We start from the raw sequence: 22,232 nt of genomic DNA on the forward strand, positions 1-22,232 counted from the left end.
GGCCGGGCCCGCCCCCGCCCGGTCCGGGCGCCGGCCCGCCCCCCCGCCCGCGGGGCGGCCCACCGCCGGCGGTCGCCGGGAGCGCGGGCCTCAGCCGGCGACGAGGTCGGCCGGGCGGTTGCGCGCTCCGAGTGCGCGCACGGGTCCCTCCTCGGGGCCGCCGGCGCCCGTACCCGGACCGACCAGCTTGGCGAGGTCGACCCGGCGACGGACCCCGAGCTTGCGGTAGACCCGGGTGAGGTGCTGCTCGACGGTGGAGACGGTGATGTAGAGCTTGCGGGCGATGTCCCGGTTGGAGAGCCCGCGGGCCGCCAGTTCGGCGACCCGCCGCTCGGCCTCGGAGAGCCCGCCGGCGGCCGGTTCGCCCACCGGATCCGCGGCCGGGCGCTCGGCGGGCACGACGGCCAGCGGCGGGTTGCGCCGGAGCCGGCGGTCGGTCTGCCGGGCGCGGCCGGGGTCCCCGTCGTTCCGGTGGGCCTCGCTCAGCTCGGAGAGGGTGGCGGAGAGGTCGGCCTCGGCGCCGGCCTCCTCCAGCAGGGCGACGGAGCGCTCCAGCAGCTCGGTCCGCTCGGACCGTTCCCCCGCCGCCGCGCGGATCCGCAGGGCCAGACCGCGGACCCGCGGGTGTCCGGCCGGGCCGAGTCGCGCGAGCTGCTGGTCGGCCAGGGCCGCCGCGGTGGGGCGGTGGCCGAGAGCGAGGTACGCCCGGGCCGCACCGAGCCGCCAGGGCGCGATCGCGGGCAGGTGGTCCAGGCCCCACCGGGCCATCGCGTCACCGCAGGCGCGGTAGTCGGCGAGCGCCTCCTCGGCCCGCCCGAGGGCCAGCCGGTGGCCGGCGAGCGCGAACCGGTGGTGCAGCCCCGCGGGGGTGCGGGCCATCCCCTCGGGGGTGGGCAGCTCCAGGAAGTGGGCGGCGTCCTGGTGCAGGCCCGCCGCCGTACGGGCGGCGGCCATGGTGGCCAGGGGAAGCCCGGCCGCCACCCCCCAGGCCTCCGGCCGGACGTGGGCGAAGGCCGCCCGGCCGGCCTCGTCGGCGGCCCGCAGGTCGCCCTGGCGCAACGCCGCCTCGGCCCGCAACGCGGCCAGCAGGGCGTGCCAGTTGGCGCCGCAGCGGGCCCCGGCCCGCTCGGCGAGCGGACCGCACCAGTGCGCGGCCCGGTCGGCCCGGTCGGCGTAGAGCAGGACGGTCAGCGCGGCGGTCAGCGACTCGGTGCGGACACCGCCGAGCCGCCCGGCGCGCAGGATCAGTTCGGCCTGGACGACCGCCGTCTCCGGTGCGACCGTGCCGGCCAGCAGGGCGGCGAGCAGGCGCATGCCGTCGCCCCGGTGGTCGGCCGTCGTCGGCCGGCCCGGCTGCGGGCGGGCCGGGTTGGGCAGCAGACCCGGGTACCAGTACGCGAGCCAGTGGCGCAGGGCCTCGGCGGGGGCGGCGTTGCCGGGCTCGGCCTCGAACCGGGCGAGGGCGGCGACCCCCTGCTCGGTGCGCCCGTGCCAGAAGTGGTGGCGGACGACCTTCAGCTCGTGCCGCCGCGCGGCGGCCGCGTCGGTCACCGTGCCGGGCAGGGTGGGCACGCACTCGACGGCCGCCGTCCCGAAGGAACCGAGCACGCCGACGACGGGGCCGTGGCCCGCCTCGGGCCCGAACCCTCCGGTGCTGTGGAGCCCGTCGGCCCGGTCCGCCACCCCACGGATCGGCCCGCCCGTCGGCCCACCGGACGGGTGGCCGTGCGGGTCGCGGTGCGGGTCAGCACGCAGGTCACCGCGCAGGTGGCCGGAGAGGCTGCCGGACAGGTCGCCGGAGAGCCAGCCGGACAGGCCGCCCTCCGTCCCCCCGACGGGGCCGGCGTCGTCCGCGGTCCACGCCCCGCCGAAGCCGGCGGCGCTCCCGAGGGCGCTCGCGGCCACGCTTCCGACGGCGCTCGGCGTAGCACCGAAGCCCCCGGTGCTCCCGGCACCACCGACTCCACCGACCGGGCCGGCACCGCCGGTCCCGTCCAGGCCCGGCGGCCAGCCGTAGGTGCCCGCGCCGGTGCCCGCGCCGCCCCCCGTGCCCGCGCCCGGTCCGGGCACCTCGCCGGAGGCACTGCCGGCAGCCGACAGCGAACTGCGCAGGTGCCCCTCCGCCACCCGTGCGTGCCCGTGCACGGTCGCGTCGGCCGCTCCGGCCGCGCGCAGCAGCCGGCCGGCCCGCTGGTGCAGGGCCGCCAGCTCGACCGGCCGCATCGCGGCCAGCAGGTCCCCGGCGGCGGTCGGATGGCGGAACCCGCCGTCCCGGAAGAGACCGGCCGCGTGCAGCAGGTAGAGCGCCCTGGGCAGCGAGTCCGGGGCCAGCAGGAGGAGTTCGGCGAGCAGGTCCGGGGTCGCGGACGCGCCGAGCACGGCGACGCCCCGAGCGTAGTGCAGCGCCAGCGGGTCGATCCGGTGCAGGCAGTGCATCAGCCCGCGCCGGTAGCCCTCGCCGACGACCAGCTCGTCCGGGACGCCGGCGGTCTCCTGGTCGCCGATCAGGCTGTGCACGAGCAGCGGGTTGCCGCCCGTCAGGGCGTGCGCCTCGACGGCCAGTCGGGCGGACGCCGCGCCGAGCCGGGCCCGGAGGAGTTCGGCGACCAGGTCGGCGGAGAGCAGGTCGAGGCGGATGTGCTGGTGGTGCGGCTGGCGGGCGAGTTCGACCTCGAAGAAGGGGTTGGACGGGGTCATGGTCTCGCGCGAGCTGAGCACCGTGAGCACACCCGCGCTGCGGGTACGGCGGACCAGGTAGAGCAGGAACTCCAGCGACTGCGGGTCGGCGTCCTGCCGGTCGTCGACGGCGATCAGGACGGGGGCGCGCTCGGCCAGCCGGCGGACCAACCGGAACAGGCCCTCCAGGGTGCGCTGGGTGAGCTGCCCCTGCGGGCCGTCCGGCAGGACCGGGCGGGCCCCCTCGGCGGCGCCCTGGGCGAGCAGCGACTCCGCCGCGGCGGCCTCCTCCGGTTCGAGGTCGGCGCCCTGGAGCAGCTGCCGGGCCAGCCCCAGCGGGAACTCCCGCTCCAGTGGCGAGCCGGTGCCGACGAGGACGTGCGCGCCGCGCTCGGCCGCGGTGTCGGTGAAGGCGTAGAGCAGGTCGCTGCGGCCGCTGCCGACCGACCCGTGCAGGACGATCACGCTTCCGGCGCCGGCCGCGCAGCGGTCGAACGCGTCGCGCAGTCTCCGGTACTCGGGCTCCCGGCCGACCGGGAGGGATCTCGACGGGTCTCGGGGCGCGGGGAAGGTGGGCATCCGTTCTCCTGGAGCAATGCGCACGGGAGGTCGGGCCGCTGGGCGCTCCTCCTCGCACGGGGTCGTGGGCGAGGGAATCGGACGGACCGACCGAGGCGGGCAGCACTGCCCGGCCGGCCGACCGGCGTCAGCGACAGAGGGAGCTGGCGCGCCGGAGCAGGTCGACGTCGAGCCTGGCCACCAGCCTGAGGCCCGCGGCGTTGCGTCCGCCCGCCCGCTGTTCCACGACCTTCTCCGTCCCCCGAGCCCAACCGGGCCATGACTGCGCTTGTGACGACGCGTCATCGGAACGCCACGTCACCCGGCTTATCCCCGGGGCACCCCACCGCAGTGTGGGGGTTGCCAGTCAGCCGGCCGGGGCCCGTGGCTGACATTCTTCGCCGGTCCGAGTCTAGGAAGGCGCCGCCGATCCCGTCAATTGCGGGAACCGCCCTCGGCGTCCACGAATCCGCCGGTCCGGACGTCGGCCGCACCGCCGCGAAACGGGGCGCAATCCGGCCGCAACACCGCTGCCACAGTGGGTCGGTGGGCGGACGGCGAGGTCCGGACCGGCGGGTTCCGCTCTGACGGTCCGCCGGTTGCCCGGGGGCCGTTCCGGGGCCCGGCCGACCGTGCGCGAAGGGCACCGGCGGCCTCACCCGGCGGGCCCGGGGCCCGGGTGAGGCCCCTGTCACCGGCAGGCGAGGCGGCCCGGTCCCCGCTCGGGTACGACCGGACACACGATCGGCACGATCACCCGGCCCCGCAAGGATCCCGCCACGGCCCCGCCGGTCCCGCTCCGGCGCGCGCCCTCGCCCGCCGTCCCACCCGCCGTCCCACCCGCACCGTCCCGTGCCGGCGTGCCCTCGACCCCTACCCCGCCAGCCCGTGCGCCGTCAGCCGCTCGCGTAGCCCGGCCAGTTCGTGCCGCACCAGCGCCGGCAGCCCCGCCCCGCCGGCGTCCGCCGCGAACACCGGGCCCAGCAGCTCCGCCGCCGCCCGGGGGTCGCGCGCCACCAGCAGGCAGTCCGCCACCCGGACGGTGAACAGCAATCGGGCGGAGGGCAGTTGGTCGGGCGCGAGGAGGGCGAGCGCCGTCTCGGCGGCGTCCACGGCCCGGCGCGCCAGCCGGAGGTCCCCGGCGGCGGCGGCCGCGTCGCGCAGTGCCGCGGCGGCGCCCGCCTCCACCCGCAGCCGCATCGAGGCGATGGAGAGCCAGGCCGCGTCCGTCTCGTCGTGGGCCCCGATGTGGTCGAGGTGGAGCCGCGCGCGGGCGAGGTGCCGGACGGTGGCGCGGACGTCGCCCGCCAGCGCGTAGGCGCGGGCCTGGCCGATCTGGCTCATCGCCCCCGCCCAGTGCCGGCCCGGCGCCGCCCGGGCCATCTCACGGGCGTACCCGAGCGCGGCGGCGGGGTCGCCGTCGAGGCGGGCGAGGGCACTCATGTCGCTGAGCGCGGCGACCTGGGTGGCGGGGTCCCCGGCGAGTTCGGACCAGCTGAGGGCGCGGTCGAAGCAGGCCATCGCGGTAGCGTTGCGGCCGTCCTGCATGCGCAGGGCGCCGGCCGCGTGGGCGTACTCGGCGGCGAGCCGGGCGAGCGGGCGCCGGGTCAGGCCCGCCGGGTGGGCGGCGAGGCGCCGGAGGATGACCCGGAGGGTCTCCTCGACGGCGGCGGTGCCGGGGCCGGTGGGGGCCTCGCCGGCGCGGAGGTGGGCGGCGAGCAGGCCGGTGAGGGCGTGGGCGGTGTCGGGGTCGAGGGGCGGGGCGGTCTCGGGGTCGGCGGCGCGGAAGGCGGCGTGCAGGGCGGCGAGGTCGGTGGCTTCGGGGACGGCGCAGCCGTCGGCGTCGTGCAGCGGACAGAGCAGTCCGTAGTCGGGGAGGCGCTCGGGCGGCCGGGCGGTGAGCGAGGGCGGGAGGGCGGGGCCGACGAGGGAGACGGGCGGGCCGGGGAGCGGGGGACGGGCCCAGTCGGCCGGCAGCCCGGCGCCGTCCTCCGGTTCGCCGTCCTCGGCCCGTCGGCAGGCGGTGCGCAGTTCGCCGCCGGCGGCGAGGAGGTCGTCGAGGCGGTCGGCGAGGCGCGGGCTGGTGCGGCGGGTGCCGTGTTCGAGCTTGCTGACGGCGGTGTGGTCGTAGCCGATCTCGGCGCCCAGCTGGGCCTGGGTGAGGCCCGCGCGGCGGCGCCACTGCCGCAGGCGGAGGCCGAAGGCACGCCAGAGTTCGTCCTCGGCGAGGGTCGCCGCGCCGCGGTTCCGGTGCAACGGGGCTGCCCTCCCGAGTGCGCTCCCGGGCCTTCCGGTGGGGAGGTCCGCTCAGGAGGACGGTACTGGACGGAGGACCCCTCCGTACATGACGTGGTCTTAACCACTTTTCCCCTCTGGTCTCAACCTCTCCACCAGCTGGTCTCAACCTCTGCACGTGCCCTGGCCTCCCACGCTGCCCTTCCGAACCCCAACACCGTTACCGGGTGGGCGGCTTGACAGAACTTGCCAACAGCTCGAAGTGCTCGCCGAACCCGTTGACCGTGGCATGACGGCGTGTGAGGGTTCCGGCACCCGAGCGCGGACGCCCGCAACGGCCGTCCCCCATGCGGCCCGCGGTGAGTGCCTTTCCGGCACACCCGTCCGCGGTCGAGCACCCCCACGTTCGAGGAGCCTCGTAATGAAACGCAGATTACTGACGGCGGGCACCACCCTGGCCGTCCTGGCAGGCATGCTCACCGCCACCGCGGTCGGGCAGGCCGCTGCCGACCCGGGCCCGTCGGCCATCGCGCCGCCGAGCGCGCTGACCGCAGCCGTGAACGCCGCCGACCAGGCGGCCGCGGCAGGTCTGGACGCCCTGGCCAAGGGCCCGGGCGAGACGTACGAGCGTCAGTCCGTCACCCCCTGGCTCGCCGGCCTCTACTCCGTCGCCTACGAGCGCAGCTACAAGGGCCTGCCGGTGGTCGGCGGCGACGCCGTCGTCATAGCCGACGGCGAGGGCAAGGTGCGCGGGTCGCAGTCCGCCTCCTCCGGCCCGATCGGCGTGCCGACCACCCCCCTGATCAGCGCCGACAAGGCGGAGAAGACCTCCCGCACCAAGCTGGTCACCGTCAACGGCGTGGAGACGCGCCGCCTGGTGGTCCGCGTCCAGGACGGCGCCGGGCGACTCGCCTGGGAGACCGTGCTCACCGGCCGCACCGAGTCGGCGCCGAGCCGTCTGCACGTCTTCGTCGACGCCCGCAGCGGCGAGGTCATCGACAGCTACGACGACGTCCGGGCCGGCACGATCAACAGCAAGTGGAACGGCCCGCCGCCGGTCACCATCACGACCACCGGCTCCGGCAGCTCGTACTCGCTGCGCGACCCGAGCCGGCCGGGCCTGAGCTGTGCCGACAACGCCACCGGCCAGGTGTTCTCCAAGTCCTCCGACTCCTGGGGCAACGGCAGCCCCACCAGCAAGGAGACCGGCTGCGGCGACGTGATGTTCGCGGCGCAGAAGGAATGGGACATGCTCCGGGACTGGCTGGGGCGCAACGGCCACAACGGGAACGGCGGCAGCTGGCCGGTCAAGGTCGGCCTGAACGACGTCAACGCCTACTGGGACGGCTCCTCGGTCTCGATCGGCCACAACAACGCCAACGAGTGGATCTCCTCGATCGACGTCGTCGGCCACGAGTTCGGCCACGGCATCGACCAGTTCACCCCGGGCGGCGCCAACAACGAGAACGGCCTGGGCGAGGGCACCGGCGACATCTTCGGCGCACTGACCGAGGCGTACGTCAACCAGCCCGCCCCGTACGACAACCCGGACTACACCGTCGGCGAGATGATCAACCTGGTCGGTCGCGGTCCGATCCGCAACATGGCCAACCCCTCGCTGGTCAACGGCGACCCGAACTGCTACTCCTCCTCGATCCCGAGCACCGAGGTCCACGCGGCCGCCGGCCCGCTGAACCACTGGTTCTACCTGCTCGCCGAGGGCTCCAACCCGGGTGGCGGCAAGCCCACCAGCCCGACCTGCAACAGCTCCACGATCACCGGCATCGGCATCAAGGACGCGGGCCGGATCTTCTACGGCGGCATGCTGCTCAAGACCAGCGGCATGACCTACAAGAAGTACCGGACCACCACCCTGACCGCCGCCAAGAACCTCGACTCCACCTGCAACCTGTTCAACCGCACCAAGGCGGCCTGGGACGCGGTCAGCCTCCCGGCGCAGCCCGCCGACCCGACCTGCAACGTGACCGGCCCCGAGTTCTCCCTCGCGGTGAGCCCGACCGCCGGCTCCGTCCAGCCCGGCGCGTCCACCTCGGCGACGGTCAACACCGCGGTGGTCTCGGGCAGCGCCCAGACCGTCGCCCTGACCGCCTCCGGCGCGCCGAGCGGCGCCACCGCGACGGTCAGCCCGTCCTCGGTGCAGAGCGGCTCGTCCGCCACGCTGAACATCACGACCTCCAACACCACGGCCCCCGGCACCTACGTGATCACGGTCACGGGTACCGCGGCGACCACCCACACCGCGCAGTACACGCTGACGGTCGGGAACGGCAACCCCAACCCCAACGCGCCTGACATCAGCGTCGCCAACGTCCAGGCGCACCTGAGCCAGTTCAACACCATCGCCTCGCAGAACGGCGGCAACCGCCGCACCGGCACCGCCGGGTACAGCCAGTCGCTGGCCTACGTGAAGGCCAAGCTCCAGGCGGCCGGCTACACCGTCAGCGAGCAGACCTGCTCCACCTGCACCTACACCGCCAACAACCTGATCGCCGACTGGCCGGGCGGCCCGGCCGACCAGGTCACCATGTTCGGCGCGCACCTGGACGGCGTCGCCGCCGGCCCGGGCATCAACGACAACGGCTCCGGCTCCGCCGTGCTGCTGGAGACCGCGCTGGTCCTGGCGCAGCAGAACCCGACCATGAACCGGCACGTCCGGTTCGCCTGGTGGACGGGTGAGGAGCAGGGCCTCCAGGGCTCGAAGCACTACGTCAACCAGCTGAGCTCCACCCAGCGCAGCGCGATCAAGGGCTACTACAACTTCGACATGGTCGGCTCGCCCAACGCCGGCTACTTCATCAACAACGTCAACTCCGCCACCTCGGCACCGATGAAGGCGTACTGGGACTCGCTGAACCTCCAGCCGGAGGAGAACGTCGAGGGCCAGGGCCGGTCGGACGACGCCTCGTTCCAGTCGGCGGGCATCCCGACCTCCGGCTACGCGGCCGGCGCCAGCGCCACCAAGACCTCGGCCCAGGCGGCCAAGTGGGGCGGCACCGCGAACCGCGCGTACGACTCCTGCTACCACTCGGCGTGCGACACCACCAGCAACATCAACGCCACCGTGCTGGACCGCAGCGCCGACGGCGTCGCGTACACCCTGTGGAAGACCTCGGTCGGCACCGGCCCCATCCCGACCAACGACTTCTCCATCGGGGTGAACCCGGGCTCCGGCACGGTCAAGCCGGGTGAGTCGACCAACGCGTCGGTCTCCACCCAGACCACCTCCGGCTCGGCCCAGACGGTGAACCTCACCGTCGCCGGCGCCCCGACCGGTGTGACGACCTCGGTCAGCCCCTCCTCGGTGCAGTCCGGCGGCTCGGCCACGCTGAACATCTCGGTCGGCTCCTCCGTCCCGGCCGGGACCTACAACCTGACCGTGACGGGTACCGGCTCGGTCAGCCACTCCACCTCCTACTCGCTGGTGGTCGGCACCGACCCGGGGCCGGGCAACGGCACCTGGGCGGCCGGTACCACCTACCAGGCGGGTGACACCGTGACCTTCAACGGTCTCAGCTACCGGTGCCTCCAGGGCCACACGGCCCAGGTGGGCTGGGAGCCTCCGATCGTCCCGGCCCTCTGGCAGCGGATCTGAGCGGACCGGATCCGTTTCCGGGACGGGACACAGGCGGGGGGGGGGGGGGTGGGCGGGGGGGGGCACCCGGCCCGCCGGCGTGTGGGGCCCCCCGGCCCCCCCCGCCCCCCCGCCGCTTTGTGCGCCCCGGCTCCGCGCCGGCCCTCCCGGCGCCCCGTCACCGCTCCGGGGACCTTCCCGCCGGGGTGACGCCCGGTGACCGGAGCGTCACCGCACACCGGCGGGCTGACGTAGAGTCGGCGCGGACCCCACGCCGGTCCCCGACCGAGGAGGCACCCGTGACCACCACCGCGCACCCCGGCCCCGACCGCCCCGCAGGCTCCGACGAAGCACCCACCGGGGGCAGCGGGGGCAGCGGGGGTACCGCTCCCGCGCCCGTTCCCGAGCTCCCCGCCGAGGCGGTCGAGGAGTGGCGCACCGAGGAGGCGGAGCTGGTCGACCTGCTGTCCCGCGCCCACCGGCACCTCGGCGGCGTCGCCGCGTTCCGGATCGGCCCCCGGCCCACCGTGCTGGTCACCGACCCGGAGGCCGTCCAGCACGTGCTCGGCCGCCACCCCGAGCGCTACGTCAAGCGCTCCCACCGCGCCCGGGTCCTCACCGGCGAGGGCGTCCTCTCCGCCACCGGTGACGCCTGGCGGAACCAACGCCGAGCGCTCCAGGCCCAGTTCACCGGGACCGGGATGCGCCGCCACGAGCAGCGGATCGCCGCCGCCGCCCACCGGGCCGCCGACCGCTGGGCGGCGTACGCCCGCACCGGCGAGACCCTCGACGTCGGCGACGAGATGCGGCACTTCGCCCTCGACACCATCTGGCGGGCCCTCACCGGCCACCCGCTCGACCCGGCCACCGCCCACGAACTCGACCGCATCGCCGCCGTGGTGGCCGCCCTCCCCCAGCTGCCCTCCGACGGCGACCGGGCCCACGAGGCCGTCGCCGCCGACCTCGCCCGGATCGACGCGGTCGCGCACGCCGCCATCGACACGGCCCGCCACCGGGAGGACGGTCCCGACGGACCCGGCGTGCTGCGCGTCCTGCTCGACGCCGCCGAGCACGACCCCGCGTACACCGACCGGCTGATCCGCGACGAGCTCGTCACGCTGCTGGTCGCCGGCCACGAGACCACCGCCACCACGCTCACCTGGCTCTACCTGCTCCTCGACCGGAACCCCGAGGCGCGCACGTGGGCCCTCGCCGCCGGTCCCGAGGGCTCCCCCGAACGGCGCGAGGCCGTCCAGGCCCTGGTCTCCGAGACGCTCCGGCTCTACCCGTCGGCCTGGATCCTCCCCCGGCACGCCCTCACCGACGACACCCTGGCCGGCCACCGCGTCGAGGCCGGCACCGACCTGCTGGTCTGCCCGTACCTCACGCACCGCGACCCGGCGCTCTGGCCCGACCCCGGCCACTTCGACCCGACCCGGTTCACCGCCGGAGGCGCCCGCCCCGCACACCTGGCCGCCTACTTCCCGTTCGGCCTCGGCGCCCGCGCCTGCCTGGGCACCCAGTTCGCCCTGCGCGAGTCCACCGCGGTGCTCGAACTCCTGCTCCCCGCGCACCGGGTGGAGTTCCTGAGCACCCCCGCCGGGGCCACCTACAGCATCACCGTCCGCCCCGACGGCCCGACCCCGGCAGTCCTCACGGGGCCGTGACCGCCGGGGTGCCGGACGCCTCCTAGGCGAGCGGGCCGTAGTAGCCGCCGAGGAGTTGGAAGTAGGCCGGGTCCAGGGCGTTCAGGAACGGCGGTGCCGACCTGATGTCGGTCTTCGTCCGGCCGATGTGGACGATCCGTTCGGCCGGGTCGATCTTCGTCACGGTGCCGGCGGGCAGCAGCACCTGGTGGCCGAAGAGCCACCCGGTGTCGACCACCAGGTAGGCGGCGTCGACCTCGACGGTGTGCCGGTCCACCTTGCCCACGTAGCCGTCGAGGGCGTGGACCGCGAAGCCGGTGAGGTCGAGGGCGGCTTCGTGCCCGGATCCGCCGAGGTAGCGCCACAGACCGTTGCTGTCGCTCATCTGAACTCCTTTTCCTTCCAGCGGTGTTCGGGTCCCTGCGCGGCCGGTCGCGCGGGGGTCAGCGGCGCCGGCCGACCTGGGCCGCGGTGGTGAAGGAGATGAGCGCCGCGGCGACACCGACCTGGAGCAGGTGGCGGATCCAGTCGACGCCACCGGTGTGCCGCACGCCCAGCGCGCCGGCGAGGGCGTTGCCGACGAGGGCGCCGACCAGTCCCAGCAGGATCGTGAGCCAGAGCGGCACGGGCTGCCGGCCCGGCAGGACGAGCTTGGCGAGCAGGCCGACGACCAGCCCGACGACGAGTGCCCAGATCAGGGTCATGAGTAGGCCTCCTGTTCGGCTCCGTACGCCCCGGCCGTCCGGCGGGGGCGTCCACCGTCTGCCCCCGTCCGGCGGTTCCACTCCTCCCGGATCGGCGCGCGGCGCGGACGCGCCGGTGGCCCGGCCGATGGTGCGGCCGGGCCACGACGTCAGGGGGGCGTCGGGTCAGGGAAAGGACACCACCGTCGACGGGACGGTGGAGGTGCCCGAGGTGGCGCCGCCGGTGCCGTTGATCACGTGCTCGAACTGGCCGTTGCCGCCGAGCGAGACCACCGACAGCCCGTGGAACCGCACGCCCGGCCGGACCGGTGCCTCGAATCCGTGGTCCATCCGGATCGTCGGGTCCACGTTGAAGTAGCAGTAGCTGCCGAGGCCCCACCCCTCGTGGACGGCGACGTCGTCGCCCACCTTGTACGCGGCGAAGCCCTTGGTGGTGCCGTTCTGCACGGCCGCCTGGTTCGGGGCGTCGTAGGCGATCTCGTTCTGGTAGAAGATCGTCCGACCGCGCTCGCCGGTCCACTCGACGTCGTACTTCTTGAAGTGCTCGACGAAGAGGCCGGTGGCGAGCACGTCGTCGCCGCGGACCAGCAGGCCGTAGTCGGAGGGGTTGACGGTCCACCCCACGCCCGCGCCGTGGTCGGCGCGCCAGATCCAGGTGTGGTCGATGACGACGTCGTCGCTGTTGACGACGATCCCGGTGGTCGCCGATCCGGGACCCGCCCCGCCGACCCGGACGAAGACGTCCTGGAGGGTGGTCGGGTCCGCCGCGTGGTCGGCGGCGGCGTTGTCCGGGCCGATCTGCACCAGCGTCGCCGAGTTGACGGGTCCGGCGTCGACCAGCAGGCCGGCCAGCCGGACGCCGTCCACGTCGGCGACCCGGATCGCGGTCACCCCGTGGTCGGGCACCACGGTGGCCAGGCCGAGGCCGAGCACCACCGTGCCGGGCCTGGTCACCTCGATCGGCCGGTCGACGTGGTAGACGCCGGGGGTGAAGAGCAGGTCCAGGCCCTGCGCGAGCGCGGTGTTGATGGTGGCGGCGGTGGCCCCGGGCTTGACCAGGTAGAACTGCGTGAGCGGTCGCGAGGTGCCCTGCGGGACGCCGTCCCAGGAGACGCCGCGGGCGTCGGTGCGCCTGGCCGGGACGAAGACCCGGTACTCGTTGCCGTCCAGGTAGAGGAAGGGCTTCTCGCGCGAGACCGGGGTGGTGTCGAGCGTGGTGTAGGGCGGGTTGGGGAAGCCCTGCGCGGGCGCGCCCTGGACGCCGGAGAACACCTGGTTCCACACCCCGTTGGAGAAGCCGCCGATCGCGCTGTCCCGGGTGTACCACTGCTGTTGCGAGTAGTTGCCGATACCGCCGTCGATCCGGCTGTCGGCGATGTAGCCGCCGCTGGCCCATCCGTAGCCGTTCGGGGCGAGGTTGAGACCGCCGCGGACGTGCATCCGGCGGAACGGCGCGGCCTGGGCGACGGCCCAGCGGTCGGTGCCGTTGACCGGGTTGAGCGCCAGGTTCTCGGCGGAGCGCCAGAAGTTCTGGGTCGCGTTGCCGTTGAACCAGCCGGCGTCCACGGTGACGTCGCCGTTGATGGTGGTGTCGTCGGGCTTCAGGCCGAGGCCGGACACCGAGGTGTAGAAGCCCAGTTGGACGTTGAGGTCGCGGTAGCTGCCCGGCTTGAAGAGCAGCGCGTACCGCTCGGGCCCGAACTGGTTGGCCTCCTGCCGACGGAAGATCTCGTCGGCCTTGGCCTGGATGCCCGGTGTGGCGGGGTCGAAGACCAGCACGTTGGGTCCGAGGTCGCCGCCGCCCTGCACCGGCGGCACGCCCGGCCCGTCGGTGGCCGCGATCCGGAACTCCCAGAGCGAGTAGCCGTAACCGGTGCCCCGGGCGAGCCCGTTGACCCGGACGAAGCGCCCGCTCCCGGAGACCGTGAGGGTCTCGGTGCCGCCGGTGCCGTGCTCGGTGGAGTGCAGCGTCCGCCAGGTGGTGCCGTCGTCCGAGGTCTCGATCCGGTAGGAGCGCCCGTACGCCGCCTCCCAGACGAGTTCGACGCGGCACAGCTGCCGGACGGAGCCGAGGTCGACCTGGAGCCACTGCGGGTCCGCGAACGCCGAGGACCAGCGGGTGCCGGGGTCGCCGTCCACCGCGTTGGCCGCGGACAGGCCGCCGTTCTCGACGGAGGAGGCGGTGGCGGGCCGCCCCTTCGCCGCGTCGGCGGCGCCGCAGTCGGCGGCCCGGTCGGCTGCCCGGTCGGCTGCGGCCTGCGCGGACGCCGGCCGGGCGGACCCGGTGTGGGCCGGCTCGGCGAGCGCGGCCGGCCCGGGCAGGGCGAGGGCGCCGGCCGCGAGCAGGGCCAGGCCGATCCGGGCGGCCGGGGCCGGGGCGGGACGTGGACGTGGACGTGCCGAGGTGAGCCTCATGGGCTGCTCCTCCGGGTGGGGGTCGGTGGGTGAGGGGGCGCACGCCCGTGCCCGGCCCGGCACAGTGGGGCACCGGGCGATGGGGGAACGGTGGGGCGGCTCGGCGGATCCGCGTGCCGGCCGGCTCGGGTGGGGCGGCCGGGCAGCGCGGACCGCCGCAACGGGCGGTCACCGGGGTACGTACCGGCCACGTGTCGGGCCACACGTCGGGGTGCGGACCGCCGCACGTGCGGCGGTCCGTGGCGGGGCACGCGTCGTGGCACGTACCGGGGTGTCACCGACCCGTTGTCCGGGCCCGGGGAGCACCTCCTGACCGGGAGTCTCAGGGCTCCCGATCCGGAGTGTCAACCCTTCGCACCGACTTTACTCACACCGTGAACTAGCTTGTACCGCAACGAATTCCACTGAAATCCGAGGTCAGGCCCGCACCTCCGACGGCGTCCGGGCCGGGCTCCCGGCCCGGCCCGGGAACTCGCCCCCGGACTCCAGGAAGTCGGAGAGCGGCAGGGTCGCCGCGCCAACCGTGACCGCCTCCGGGCCGAGCGTCCCGAGCACGATCGAGGTCTGTTCGCGGGGGAAGCGCAGCGCGTACTCGGTGGCCGCCGCGCGGATCGCGGGCAACAGCCGGGGGCCGAGCAGCAGGCCCGCCCAGCCGCCGATCACGATCCGCTCGGGGTTGAACAGGTTCACCAGGTCCGCGATGGCCGCGCCCAGGTACTCCGCCGCCTCGGCGAGCAGCGCACCGGCCGCCGGCTCGTCCGCCTCGGCCGCCGCCAGCAGGGCCGCGAGCCCGGCCTTCTCCCCGGCGCCGGGCGGCGCCGCGCCCCACCGCTCGACCAGCGCCTCGGCCCCGACGTACGCCTCCAGGCAGCCGCGTGCGCCGCAACGGCACCGGCGTCCGCCGACGTGGACCTTGGTGTGGCCCCACTCGCCCGCGCTGCTGGTGGCTCCCCGGAAGCGGGCGCCGTCGGCGATCACGCAGGCCCCGACGCCCGAGCCGAACAGGGCGATCACCGCGTGCCGGAGGCCGCGCCCGGCCCCGAACCACATCTCGGCCTGGCCGAGCGTCTTGGCGCCGTTGTCGACGAAGAGCGGCAGGTCGGTGCCGGCCCGCAGCAGCCGCCCGAGCGGGACGGCGTCCCAGCCCACGGTCTGCCCGTGCACGACGATCCCGAGGCCGTCCGAGGCCGGCTCCCCCTGCTCGACGATGCCGGGGACGCCGATGCCCACGCCGAGCACGCCGGCCGGGTCGGTGCCGGTGCGTTCCAGGACCTCGGCCAGTCCCGCGAGGATCAGCTCGACCACGTGGTCGACGTCGTGGCCGCGGCCGGCGAGCGGCCGGTCGCTGGCGGCCAGCTCGGTCCGGGCCAGGTCGAACAGGGCGACCCGGACCTGGGTCTCCCCGACGTCCACGCCGACCAGGTGGGCGCGGCCGGCGGCCACCCGGAGCAGGATCCGGGGGCGCCCGCCGTCCGACTCGACCGAGCCGCACTCCTCGATCAGCCCGTCGGCGAGCAGCTCGCCGGTGACGTTGCTGATCGAACCGGCGCTGAGCCCGGTGATCACCCCCAGCTCCTGGCGGCTGAGCGGCCCGTCGAAGTACAGCCGCCGCAGCAGCGTCGACCGGCTGCCTCTGCGCAGGTCACGCACCGTCTTCTTGCCTCGTGCGGTCATGGGGTCTCCCTCCTGATCCGAATCTATCGCTGTCCGAACCCTTGACGGAAGCTTTTCTCACACGTTAAATCACGGCCTGAAGTAAGCCGTGGAGCACGGAACTTCACCACCCGAGACAAGACCCCCCGCACCGCGCCGCGCAGCGGCACCCGCCGTCGACCCGTACCGCCCACACCCGAGAGGGGCAATCCGCCATGCCCATCAGCCGCGCCGCCGCGACGGCCGCCCTGGCCGCCACCCTGGTCCTCACCGCCACCGCCTGCGGCGGAGGGTCCGCGTCCGGCGGCGGGGGCGACGGCAGCCCCGGCACGCTCACCTACTGGGCCTCCAACCAGGGCACCAGCCTGGAGAACGACCGCCAGGTCCTGGAGCCGGAGCTGAGAAGGTTCGAGCAGCAGACCGGCATCAAGGTGAAACTGGAGGTCATCCCCTGGTCCGACCTGCTCAACCGGATCCTCGCCGCGGCCACCTCCGGCCAGGGCCCCGACGTCCTCAACATCGGCAACACCTGGTCCGCCTCGCTCCAGGCCACCGGCGCCCTGCGCCCGTTCGACGGGGCCGCCTTCGACCGGATCGGCGGCAAGGACCGCTTCCTGCCCGCCGCCCTCGGCTCGGCCGGCGCGGCCGGGAAGGACCCGGCCGCCGTACCGCTCTACTCGATGGCCTACGGCCTCTACTACAACAAGAAGCTGTTCGCCGAGGCCGGCATCGAGCGGCCCCCGGCCACCTGGGACGAACTGGTCGCCGACGGGCGGAAGCTCACCACCGGAGGCCGCTACGGCCTCGCCCTCGAAGGCGGCAACGTCTCCGAGAACGTCCACCACGCCTTCACCCTCGCCAAGCAGCACGGCACCGACTTCTTCTCCCCCACCGGCGAACCCGCCTTCGACAGCGCGGGCGCCGTCGCCGCCGTCAAGCAGTACGTCGACCTGCTCGGCACCGAGAAGATCGTCGCGCCCGGCAACGCCGAGTACGCCAACAACCAGTCCGTCACCGACTTCGCCACCGGCAAGGCCGCCATGCTGATGTGGCAGGCCGCCGGCGCCAACCTCGCCTCGCACGGCATGAACCCCGAGGACTACGGCGTCGCCCCCGTCCCCGCACCGGCCGGCGCCACCGGCGACCGCGCGACCACCTCGATGGTCGCCGGGATCAACCTCGCCGTCTTCAAGAACACCCGGAACACCGACGGGGCCCTCTCGTTCGTGAAGTTCATGACCGGCGCCGAGGAGCAGACCCGGCTCAACAAGGCCTACGGCTCGATCCCCCCGGTCCAGGACGCCCAGGCCGACCCAGCCTTCGCCACCCCCGAACTCAAGGCCCTCACCGCCGTCCTCTCCGGGAGCGCGCTGCCGCTCCCGCAGGTCGCCGACGAGAGCCAGTTCGAGACCCTGGTGGGCACCGCCGTCAAGAGCCTGCTCGCCGCGGCCGCCGCCGGCAGGCCCGCCACCGACGGCTCCGTGAAGGCCGAACTCACCAAGGCCCAGCAGCAGATGCCGGCCAAGTGACGTGACCCGGACCCCCGCCGCCCGCACCCCTGCCGCCCCTGTCCCGGCCGCCCCCGCACCGGCCGCAGCCCGCCCGGGTGCCCCCGCCCCGCGCACCCCCACCCGGCTCGGCCGCCTCCGCCCGCCCCGCACCGCACTCCCCTATCTGCTGCTGCTCCCCGCCCTCGTCCTCGAACTCGTCGTCCACCTGCTCCCGATGGTCGTCGGCGCCACCATGAGCCTCAAGCGGCTCACCCAGTTCTTCATCCGCGACTGGTCCGCCGCCCCCTGGGCCGGGCTCGCCAACTACCGTACGGCGGTGGACTTCCACGCACCCGTCGGCCGCGCCCTGCTGCACTCGTTCTGGGTCACCTGCGCGTTCACCGTCCTCACCGTCGGCCTCTCCTGGCTGATCGGCACGGCGGCGGCCGTCCTGACCCAGGACTCCTTCCGCGGCCGGGGCCTGCTGCGCGCCGTGTTCCTGCTGCCGTACGCACTGCCGGTCTACGCCGCCGTCATCACCTGGTCGTTCATGTTCCAGCGGGACACCGGCCTGATCAACCACGTCCTCCACGACCAGCTCCACCTCGTCGACGACAAGCCGTTCTGGCTGATCGGCGACAACAGCTTCACCGCGCTGGTCACCGTGTCGGTCTGGCGCAGCTGGCCGTTCGCCTTCCTCACTCTCACCGCGGGGCTGCAGAACATCCCCCGCGAGCTCTACGAGGCCGCCGCGCTGGACGGCGCCGGGATCTGGCAGCAGATCCGCCGGATCACCCTGCCCTCGCTGCGCCCGGTCAACCTGGTACTGGTGCTGGTCCTGTTCCTCTGGACCTTCAACGACTTCAACACGCCGTACGTGCTCTTCGGCCGCTCGGCCCCGGAGGCCGCCGACCTCGTGTCCGTCCACATCTACCAGTCGTCCTTCGTCACCTGGAACTTCGGCGCGGGCTCGGCGATGTCCGTCCTGCTGCTGCTGTTCCTGCTGCTGGTGACCTCCGGCTACCTCCTGCTCGCCTCGCGCCGGAAGGACGCAGCATGATCAACCCGCCCGCCTCCTTCCGCCGGACCCGGTGGATCGTCCTCGGCGCGCTCGCCGTCTTCGCCCTCGTCCCCGTCCTGGTGATGCTGAGCAGCTCGCTCAAACCGCTCCGGGACGTCCAGGGGCCGTTCCGCTGGATCCCGAGCACCGTCACCTTCCGCCCCTACCTCGACATCTGGCGGACCGTCCCGCTCGGCCGGTACCTGGTCAACTCGCTGATCGTGGCCGGCGGGGCGACGGTCTGCTCGGTCCTCGTCGCGATCCTCGCGGCGTACGCGGTCAGCCGCTACCGCTTCCGGGGGCGGCGGATGTTCACCGTGACCGTGCTCTCCACCCAGATGTTCCCCGGCATCCTGTTCCTGCTGCCGCTCTTCCTGATCTTCGTCAACGTCGGCAACGCGACCGGCATCCCGCTGTACGGCAGCCGCGGCGGCCTGATCCTCACCTACCTGACCTTCTCGCTGCCGTTCTCGATCTGGATGCTGGTCGGCTACTTCGACTCGATCCCCCGCGACCTCGACGAGGCGGCGCTGGTCGACGGCTGCGGACCGCTCCAGGCCCTGGTCCGGATCATCGTCCCGGCCGCGGTGCCGGGCATCGTCGCCGTCGCGGTGTACGCCTTCATGACGGCCTGGGGAGAGGTGCTCTTCGCCTCCGTGCTCACCGACGACGCGACCCGCACCCTCGCCGTCGGCCTCCAGGGCTACGCCACCCTCAACGACGTCTACTGGAACCAGGTGATGGCGGCCTCGCTGGTGGTGAGCGTGCCCGTGGTGGCCGGCTTCCTGCTGCTCCAGCGCTACCTGGTCGCCGGCCTCACCGCCGGAGCCGTCAAGTGACACCCTCCCCCGTCCCGCAGACCCCCGAAGGGCACCCCGTGACCGACCTCAGTGCGCTGAGTTCCCTCCCCGACGACTTCCTCTGGGGCGCGGCCACCGCCGCCTACCAGATCGAGGGCGCCACGGACGCCGACGGCCGCGCCCCCTCCATCTGGGACACCTACTCCCACACCCCCGGCAGGGTCGCGGGCGGCGACACCGGCGACACCGCGTGCGACCACTACCGGCGGTGGCCCGAGGACGTCGCCGTGATGCGGCGACTCGGCCTCGATGCCTACCGGTTCTCGATCGCCTGGCCCCGCGTGGTGCCGCAGGCCGACGACCGCGTCAACCCGGCCGGCCTCGACTTCTACGACCGCCTGGTCGACGCCCTGCTGGCCGCCGGCATCAGGCCCTTCCCGACCCTCTACCACTGGGACCTCCCGCAGGCCCAGCAGGACCGCGGCGGCTGGCCCGTCCGCGAGACGGCCGAACGCTTCGCCGAGTACACCGCCGTCGTCGCCGCCCGCCTCGGCGACCGGGTCACCGACTGGGCGACCCTCAACGAGCCGCTCTGCTCCGCCTGGATCGGCCACCTCGACGGCGCCATGGCCCCCGGACTGACCGACCTCACGGCCGCCGTCCGCGCCTCCTACCACCTGCACCTCGGCCACGGACTGGCCGTCCAGGTGCTGCGCGAGACCGTCCGCGACGCCCGGATCGGCATCGTCAACAACCTGAGCCCGATCGAGCCCGCCACCGGCTCCGAGGCCGACCACGCCGCCGCCGTCCGCGCCGACGGCCACGTCAACCGCTGGTGGCTGGACCCCGTCCTCGGCCGCGGCTACCCCAAGGACATGCGCGAGGTCTACGGCGTCGACCTCCCCGAGCGCGACGGCGACGCGGAACTGGTCGCCGCCCCGCTCGACTGGCTCGGCCTCAACTACTACTTCCGCCAGATCGTCGCCGACGACCCCACCGGCCCCGCCCCGTACGTCCGCCAGCTCCCCGGCCCCAACCCCGAACGGACCGCCATGCCCTGGGAGGTGCACGCCCCCGGCCTGGAGCAGCTGCTGCTCCGTCTCACCCACGAGTACGGCGCGGAGCGGATCTACGTCACCGAGAACGGCGCCGCCTACCCCGACGTCGTCGCCCCCGACGGCAGCGTCCACGACCCCGAGCGCACCGCCTACCTCGAACGGCACCTCGCCGCCTGTGCCCGCGCCACCGCCCAGGGCGCCCCGCTGGCCGGGTACTTCGCCTGGTCGCTGCTGGACAACTTCGAGTGGGCGTACGGCTACGACAAGCGCTTCGGGCTCGTCCACGTCGACTACCCGAGCCAGCGCCGCACCGTCAAGAGCAGCGGTCTGCGCTACGCCGACCTGATCGCCGCCCACCGACGGCGCTGACGCCGGCCGGGTGCGTTACGGGCGTGCGGGCGTGCGGGCCCGCACGCCGCGGCACCGGCCGGCGGCGGGCTCCCCGGCGACCGAAAACCGGTGGTCCGGGCGGACGGCCGGGGCTACGCTCCGGGGCACCCGGACGCCCCGCGCCGGACCGCCCCTCCGCGCCGGACCGCCCCTCAGAACTCGGACCGCCCAGATGACCGACGCCCTGCTCTCCGGACTCCTCGCCGGCTACGGCATCGCCATGCCCGTCGGCGCGATCTCCGTCATGATCGTCACCCTCGCCTCGCGCGTCTCGCTCGGCCGGGGCATGGCCGCCGCCCTCGGCGTGGCCACCGCCGACGGCCTCTACGCACTGGCGGCGATGCTCGGCGGGGCGGCCGTCGCCCGGCTCGTCACCCCGGCCGCCGGGTACCTGGAGCTCCTCGCCGCCGGGGTGCTCGCCGTACTCGCCGTGCGCGGTCTGCGCGGCGCGCTCCGCGCGTACCGGCACGAGCGGGGCGGCGGGCCCGAGGACCCGTCGGCCGGGCCCCCGTCCGCCTCGTCGAGTCCACCGGGCTCACCGTGGCGCACCTACACGGCCCTGGTCGGCCTGACCCTGCTCAATCCGCTGACCGTGGTCTACTTCGGCGCCCTGGTCGTCGGCGGGCGGACCGGCCCCGGCTCCCTCGGACCCGGCCTGGTGTTCGTCCTCGCCGCGTTCGCCGCCTCCGCGAGCTGGCAGGCACTGCTCGCGTCCGGCGGCGTCCTCCTGCGACGCGTCCTCACCGGCTCACGCGGCCGGCTCGTCACCGGCCTGGCGGGCAACGCCGTCGTCCTCGGCCTCGCCGTCCGGCTCGTCTGGTCCCGCTAGGCCGGCTCGATCGGATCCCGTCGGAACGGCACACGGGGTCGGGCGCCCGGCCGGGCCTGCCGGCGGACCGTCCTCGTACGGGGTCGTACCCCGGCGGCGGACGGATCGGCCGGGGCGAAGCTGCCGGTGGTTCTGCCTCTCCCCTCCGGTCCGGCTGCCATAGCCTGGCGCCCGGCGCACGGACGTGTCCGACGTTCCATCAGATGTGCGCCGGCGCAAGCCTGTCAGCCCTCGCCCGGAAGGACCCGAAGCCCTCCCATGACCAGCATCCTCCTACGAGCCGCCGCCCTGGCGGCCGCCGCCGCGATAGGGTTCGGCACCCTCGCCACGGGCGCCGCCCAGGCCGCGCCGACGGCCCCGGCCGCCGTGGCCGCCCCACCCGCCGTGGCCGCCGCGCTCTCGCCGCCCACCCGCATCCCGATGAACAGCGTGCTCAACCGCAACCAGGGCTGGTACTCGCCGAACGGCCGCATCATGCTGGCCATGCAGGGCGACGGCAACGTGGTCCTCTACCGCGACACCACCCCCATCTGGGTGGCCCGCGGCGCCATGCCCAAGGGCAACATCCTCGCCATGCAGGGCGACGGCAACCTCGTGGTCTACGCGGCCGACAACACCCCGCTCTGGTGGAGCGGGACCGGTGGCAACCCCGGGGCCGAGCTGACGGTCTACAACGAGGGCGCCATCACGGTCGAGCGCAACGGCAGGGTCCTCTGGACCTCCGCGCCGCCCGCCCCCGACCCCTTCCCCTGTCCGCCGTGGGGCCCGCCCTACCCCGGCCAGTACATCCCGCCGTGGTGCCCGGTCTGGCCCTTCCCCAGCTAGGCCCCGCCACGACCGGCGGGCGACCGGCCGGAGCCGCCGTCCCGGCGGCCTCTCCCTCCGCTACAGCCCCCGCGCGGTGACCACCGACACCGCCTGCGTGCTCGCCGCGCTCGCGCTCGCCGGCCCCGTCCTCCAGGTCCGGCAGTCCCGACATCCTCGGCCTCACCCAGGGGGCCGCGACCGGCGCACTACCGTCGCGGGGGGGGGGGGCCCGCGGCCGCCCGCCCGGCGCGCCGCCCCCCCCCCCCCGCGGGGGGGGGGGCTATAAACAAAAGACGGGGGCGCCGGAAGGGTGAGTTGT

General features: G+C 74.6%; 14 protein-coding genes and 1 riboswitch. Of the genes, 8 read left to right on the top strand and 6 right to left on the bottom strand.

The window, feature by feature from the left end:
• Positions 1–90 precede the first annotated feature (90 nt).
• Together ACFWIC_RS18025 and ACFWIC_RS18030 are read right to left on the bottom strand one after the other, a co-directional pair.
• Complete coding sequence (locus ACFWIC_RS18025) at positions 91–3,255, bottom strand: AAA family ATPase (protein WP_380519354.1); 3,165 nt, start codon at positions 3,253–3,255, stop codon at positions 91–93.
• Between the two features lie 259 nt (positions 3,256–3,514).
• Positions 3,515–3,637: riboswitch (SAM riboswitch) on the bottom strand.
• Between the two features lie 470 nt (positions 3,638–4,107).
• Positions 4,108–5,490, bottom strand: coding sequence for a helix-turn-helix transcriptional regulator (locus ACFWIC_RS18030; RefSeq protein ID WP_329880970.1), 1,383 nt, complete (start codon positions 5,488–5,490; stop codon positions 4,108–4,110).
• 400 nt (positions 5,491–5,890) lie between these two features.
• Here ACFWIC_RS18030 and ACFWIC_RS18035 point away from each other — a divergent pair, with 400 nt between their 5' ends.
• Positions 5,891–9,082, top strand: coding sequence for a M28 family peptidase (locus ACFWIC_RS18035; protein WP_380363735.1), 3,192 nt, complete (start codon positions 5,891–5,893; stop codon positions 9,080–9,082).
• Between the two features lie 278 nt (positions 9,083–9,360).
• A complete protein-coding gene (locus ACFWIC_RS18040) occupies positions 9,361–10,728 on the top strand; it encodes a cytochrome P450 (protein ID WP_380355669.1) in 1,368 nt (455 codons plus the stop codon).
• A gap of 22 nt (positions 10,729–10,750) precedes the next feature.
• Here the strand turns inward: ACFWIC_RS18040 and ACFWIC_RS18045 are convergent, their stop codons facing one another.
• The 4 genes from ACFWIC_RS18045 to ACFWIC_RS18060 form a co-directional block, all read right to left on the bottom strand.
• Positions 10,751–11,092 carry a PRC-barrel domain containing protein gene (locus ACFWIC_RS18045; RefSeq protein WP_329880965.1) on the bottom strand — a complete coding sequence of 114 codons (342 nt, stop codon included), beginning with the start codon at positions 11,090–11,092 and terminating at the stop codon, positions 10,751–10,753.
• Between the two features lie 58 nt (positions 11,093–11,150).
• Complete coding sequence (locus ACFWIC_RS18050; protein WP_329880964.1) at positions 11,151–11,411, bottom strand: GlsB/YeaQ/YmgE family stress response membrane protein; 261 nt, start codon at positions 11,409–11,411, stop codon at positions 11,151–11,153.
• A 165-nt stretch (positions 11,412–11,576) separates the two neighbouring features.
• Entirely contained in the window at positions 11,577–13,826 is a 2,250-nt protein-coding gene (locus tag ACFWIC_RS18055) for a discoidin domain-containing protein (protein ID WP_380519357.1), read from the bottom strand.
• A gap of 417 nt (positions 13,827–14,243) precedes the next feature.
• A complete protein-coding gene (locus ACFWIC_RS18060; protein WP_329880962.1) occupies positions 14,244–15,500 on the bottom strand; it encodes an ROK family transcriptional regulator in 1,257 nt (418 codons plus the stop codon).
• A gap of 194 nt (positions 15,501–15,694) precedes the next feature.
• Between ACFWIC_RS18060 and ACFWIC_RS18065 the strand changes: the two genes are divergently transcribed.
• The 6 genes from ACFWIC_RS18065 to ACFWIC_RS18090 all read left to right on the top strand — a co-directional run bounded on the left by ACFWIC_RS18065 (position 15,695) and on the right by ACFWIC_RS18090 (position 21,931).
• Positions 15,695–17,008, top strand: coding sequence for an ABC transporter substrate-binding protein (locus ACFWIC_RS18065; RefSeq protein ID WP_380519359.1), 1,314 nt, complete (start codon positions 15,695–15,697; stop codon positions 17,006–17,008).
• Position 17,009: 1 nt separating this feature from the next.
• Positions 17,010–18,029, top strand: coding sequence for a carbohydrate ABC transporter permease (locus ACFWIC_RS18070; protein ID WP_380519361.1), 1,020 nt, complete (start codon positions 17,010–17,012; stop codon positions 18,027–18,029).
• Positions 18,026–18,868, top strand: a complete 843-nt coding sequence (locus tag ACFWIC_RS18075; RefSeq protein WP_329880958.1) for a carbohydrate ABC transporter permease — start codon at positions 18,026–18,028, stop codon at positions 18,866–18,868. Before ACFWIC_RS18070 ends, ACFWIC_RS18075 begins: the two co-directional genes overlap by 4 nt.
• 38 nt (positions 18,869–18,906) lie before the next feature.
• Positions 18,907–20,256, top strand: a complete 1,350-nt coding sequence (locus tag ACFWIC_RS18080) for a GH1 family beta-glucosidase (RefSeq protein WP_329950093.1) — start codon at positions 18,907–18,909, stop codon at positions 20,254–20,256.
• A 193-nt stretch (positions 20,257–20,449) separates the two neighbouring features.
• The gene (locus ACFWIC_RS18085; protein ID WP_329950092.1) at positions 20,450–21,106 is read left to right on the top strand and encodes a LysE family transporter; all 657 of its coding nucleotides are present in this window, start codon (positions 20,450–20,452) and stop codon (positions 21,104–21,106) included.
• A 258-nt stretch (positions 21,107–21,364) separates the two neighbouring features.
• Positions 21,365–21,931, top strand: coding sequence for a hypothetical protein (locus ACFWIC_RS18090; protein ID WP_380519364.1), 567 nt, complete (start codon positions 21,365–21,367; stop codon positions 21,929–21,931).
• Positions 21,932–22,232 lie beyond the last annotated feature (301 nt).

The sequence above is a fragment of the Kitasatospora sp. NPDC127035 genome, assembly GCF_042726075.1.
Lineage (GTDB): Bacteria > Actinomycetota > Actinomycetes > Streptomycetales > Streptomycetaceae > Kitasatospora.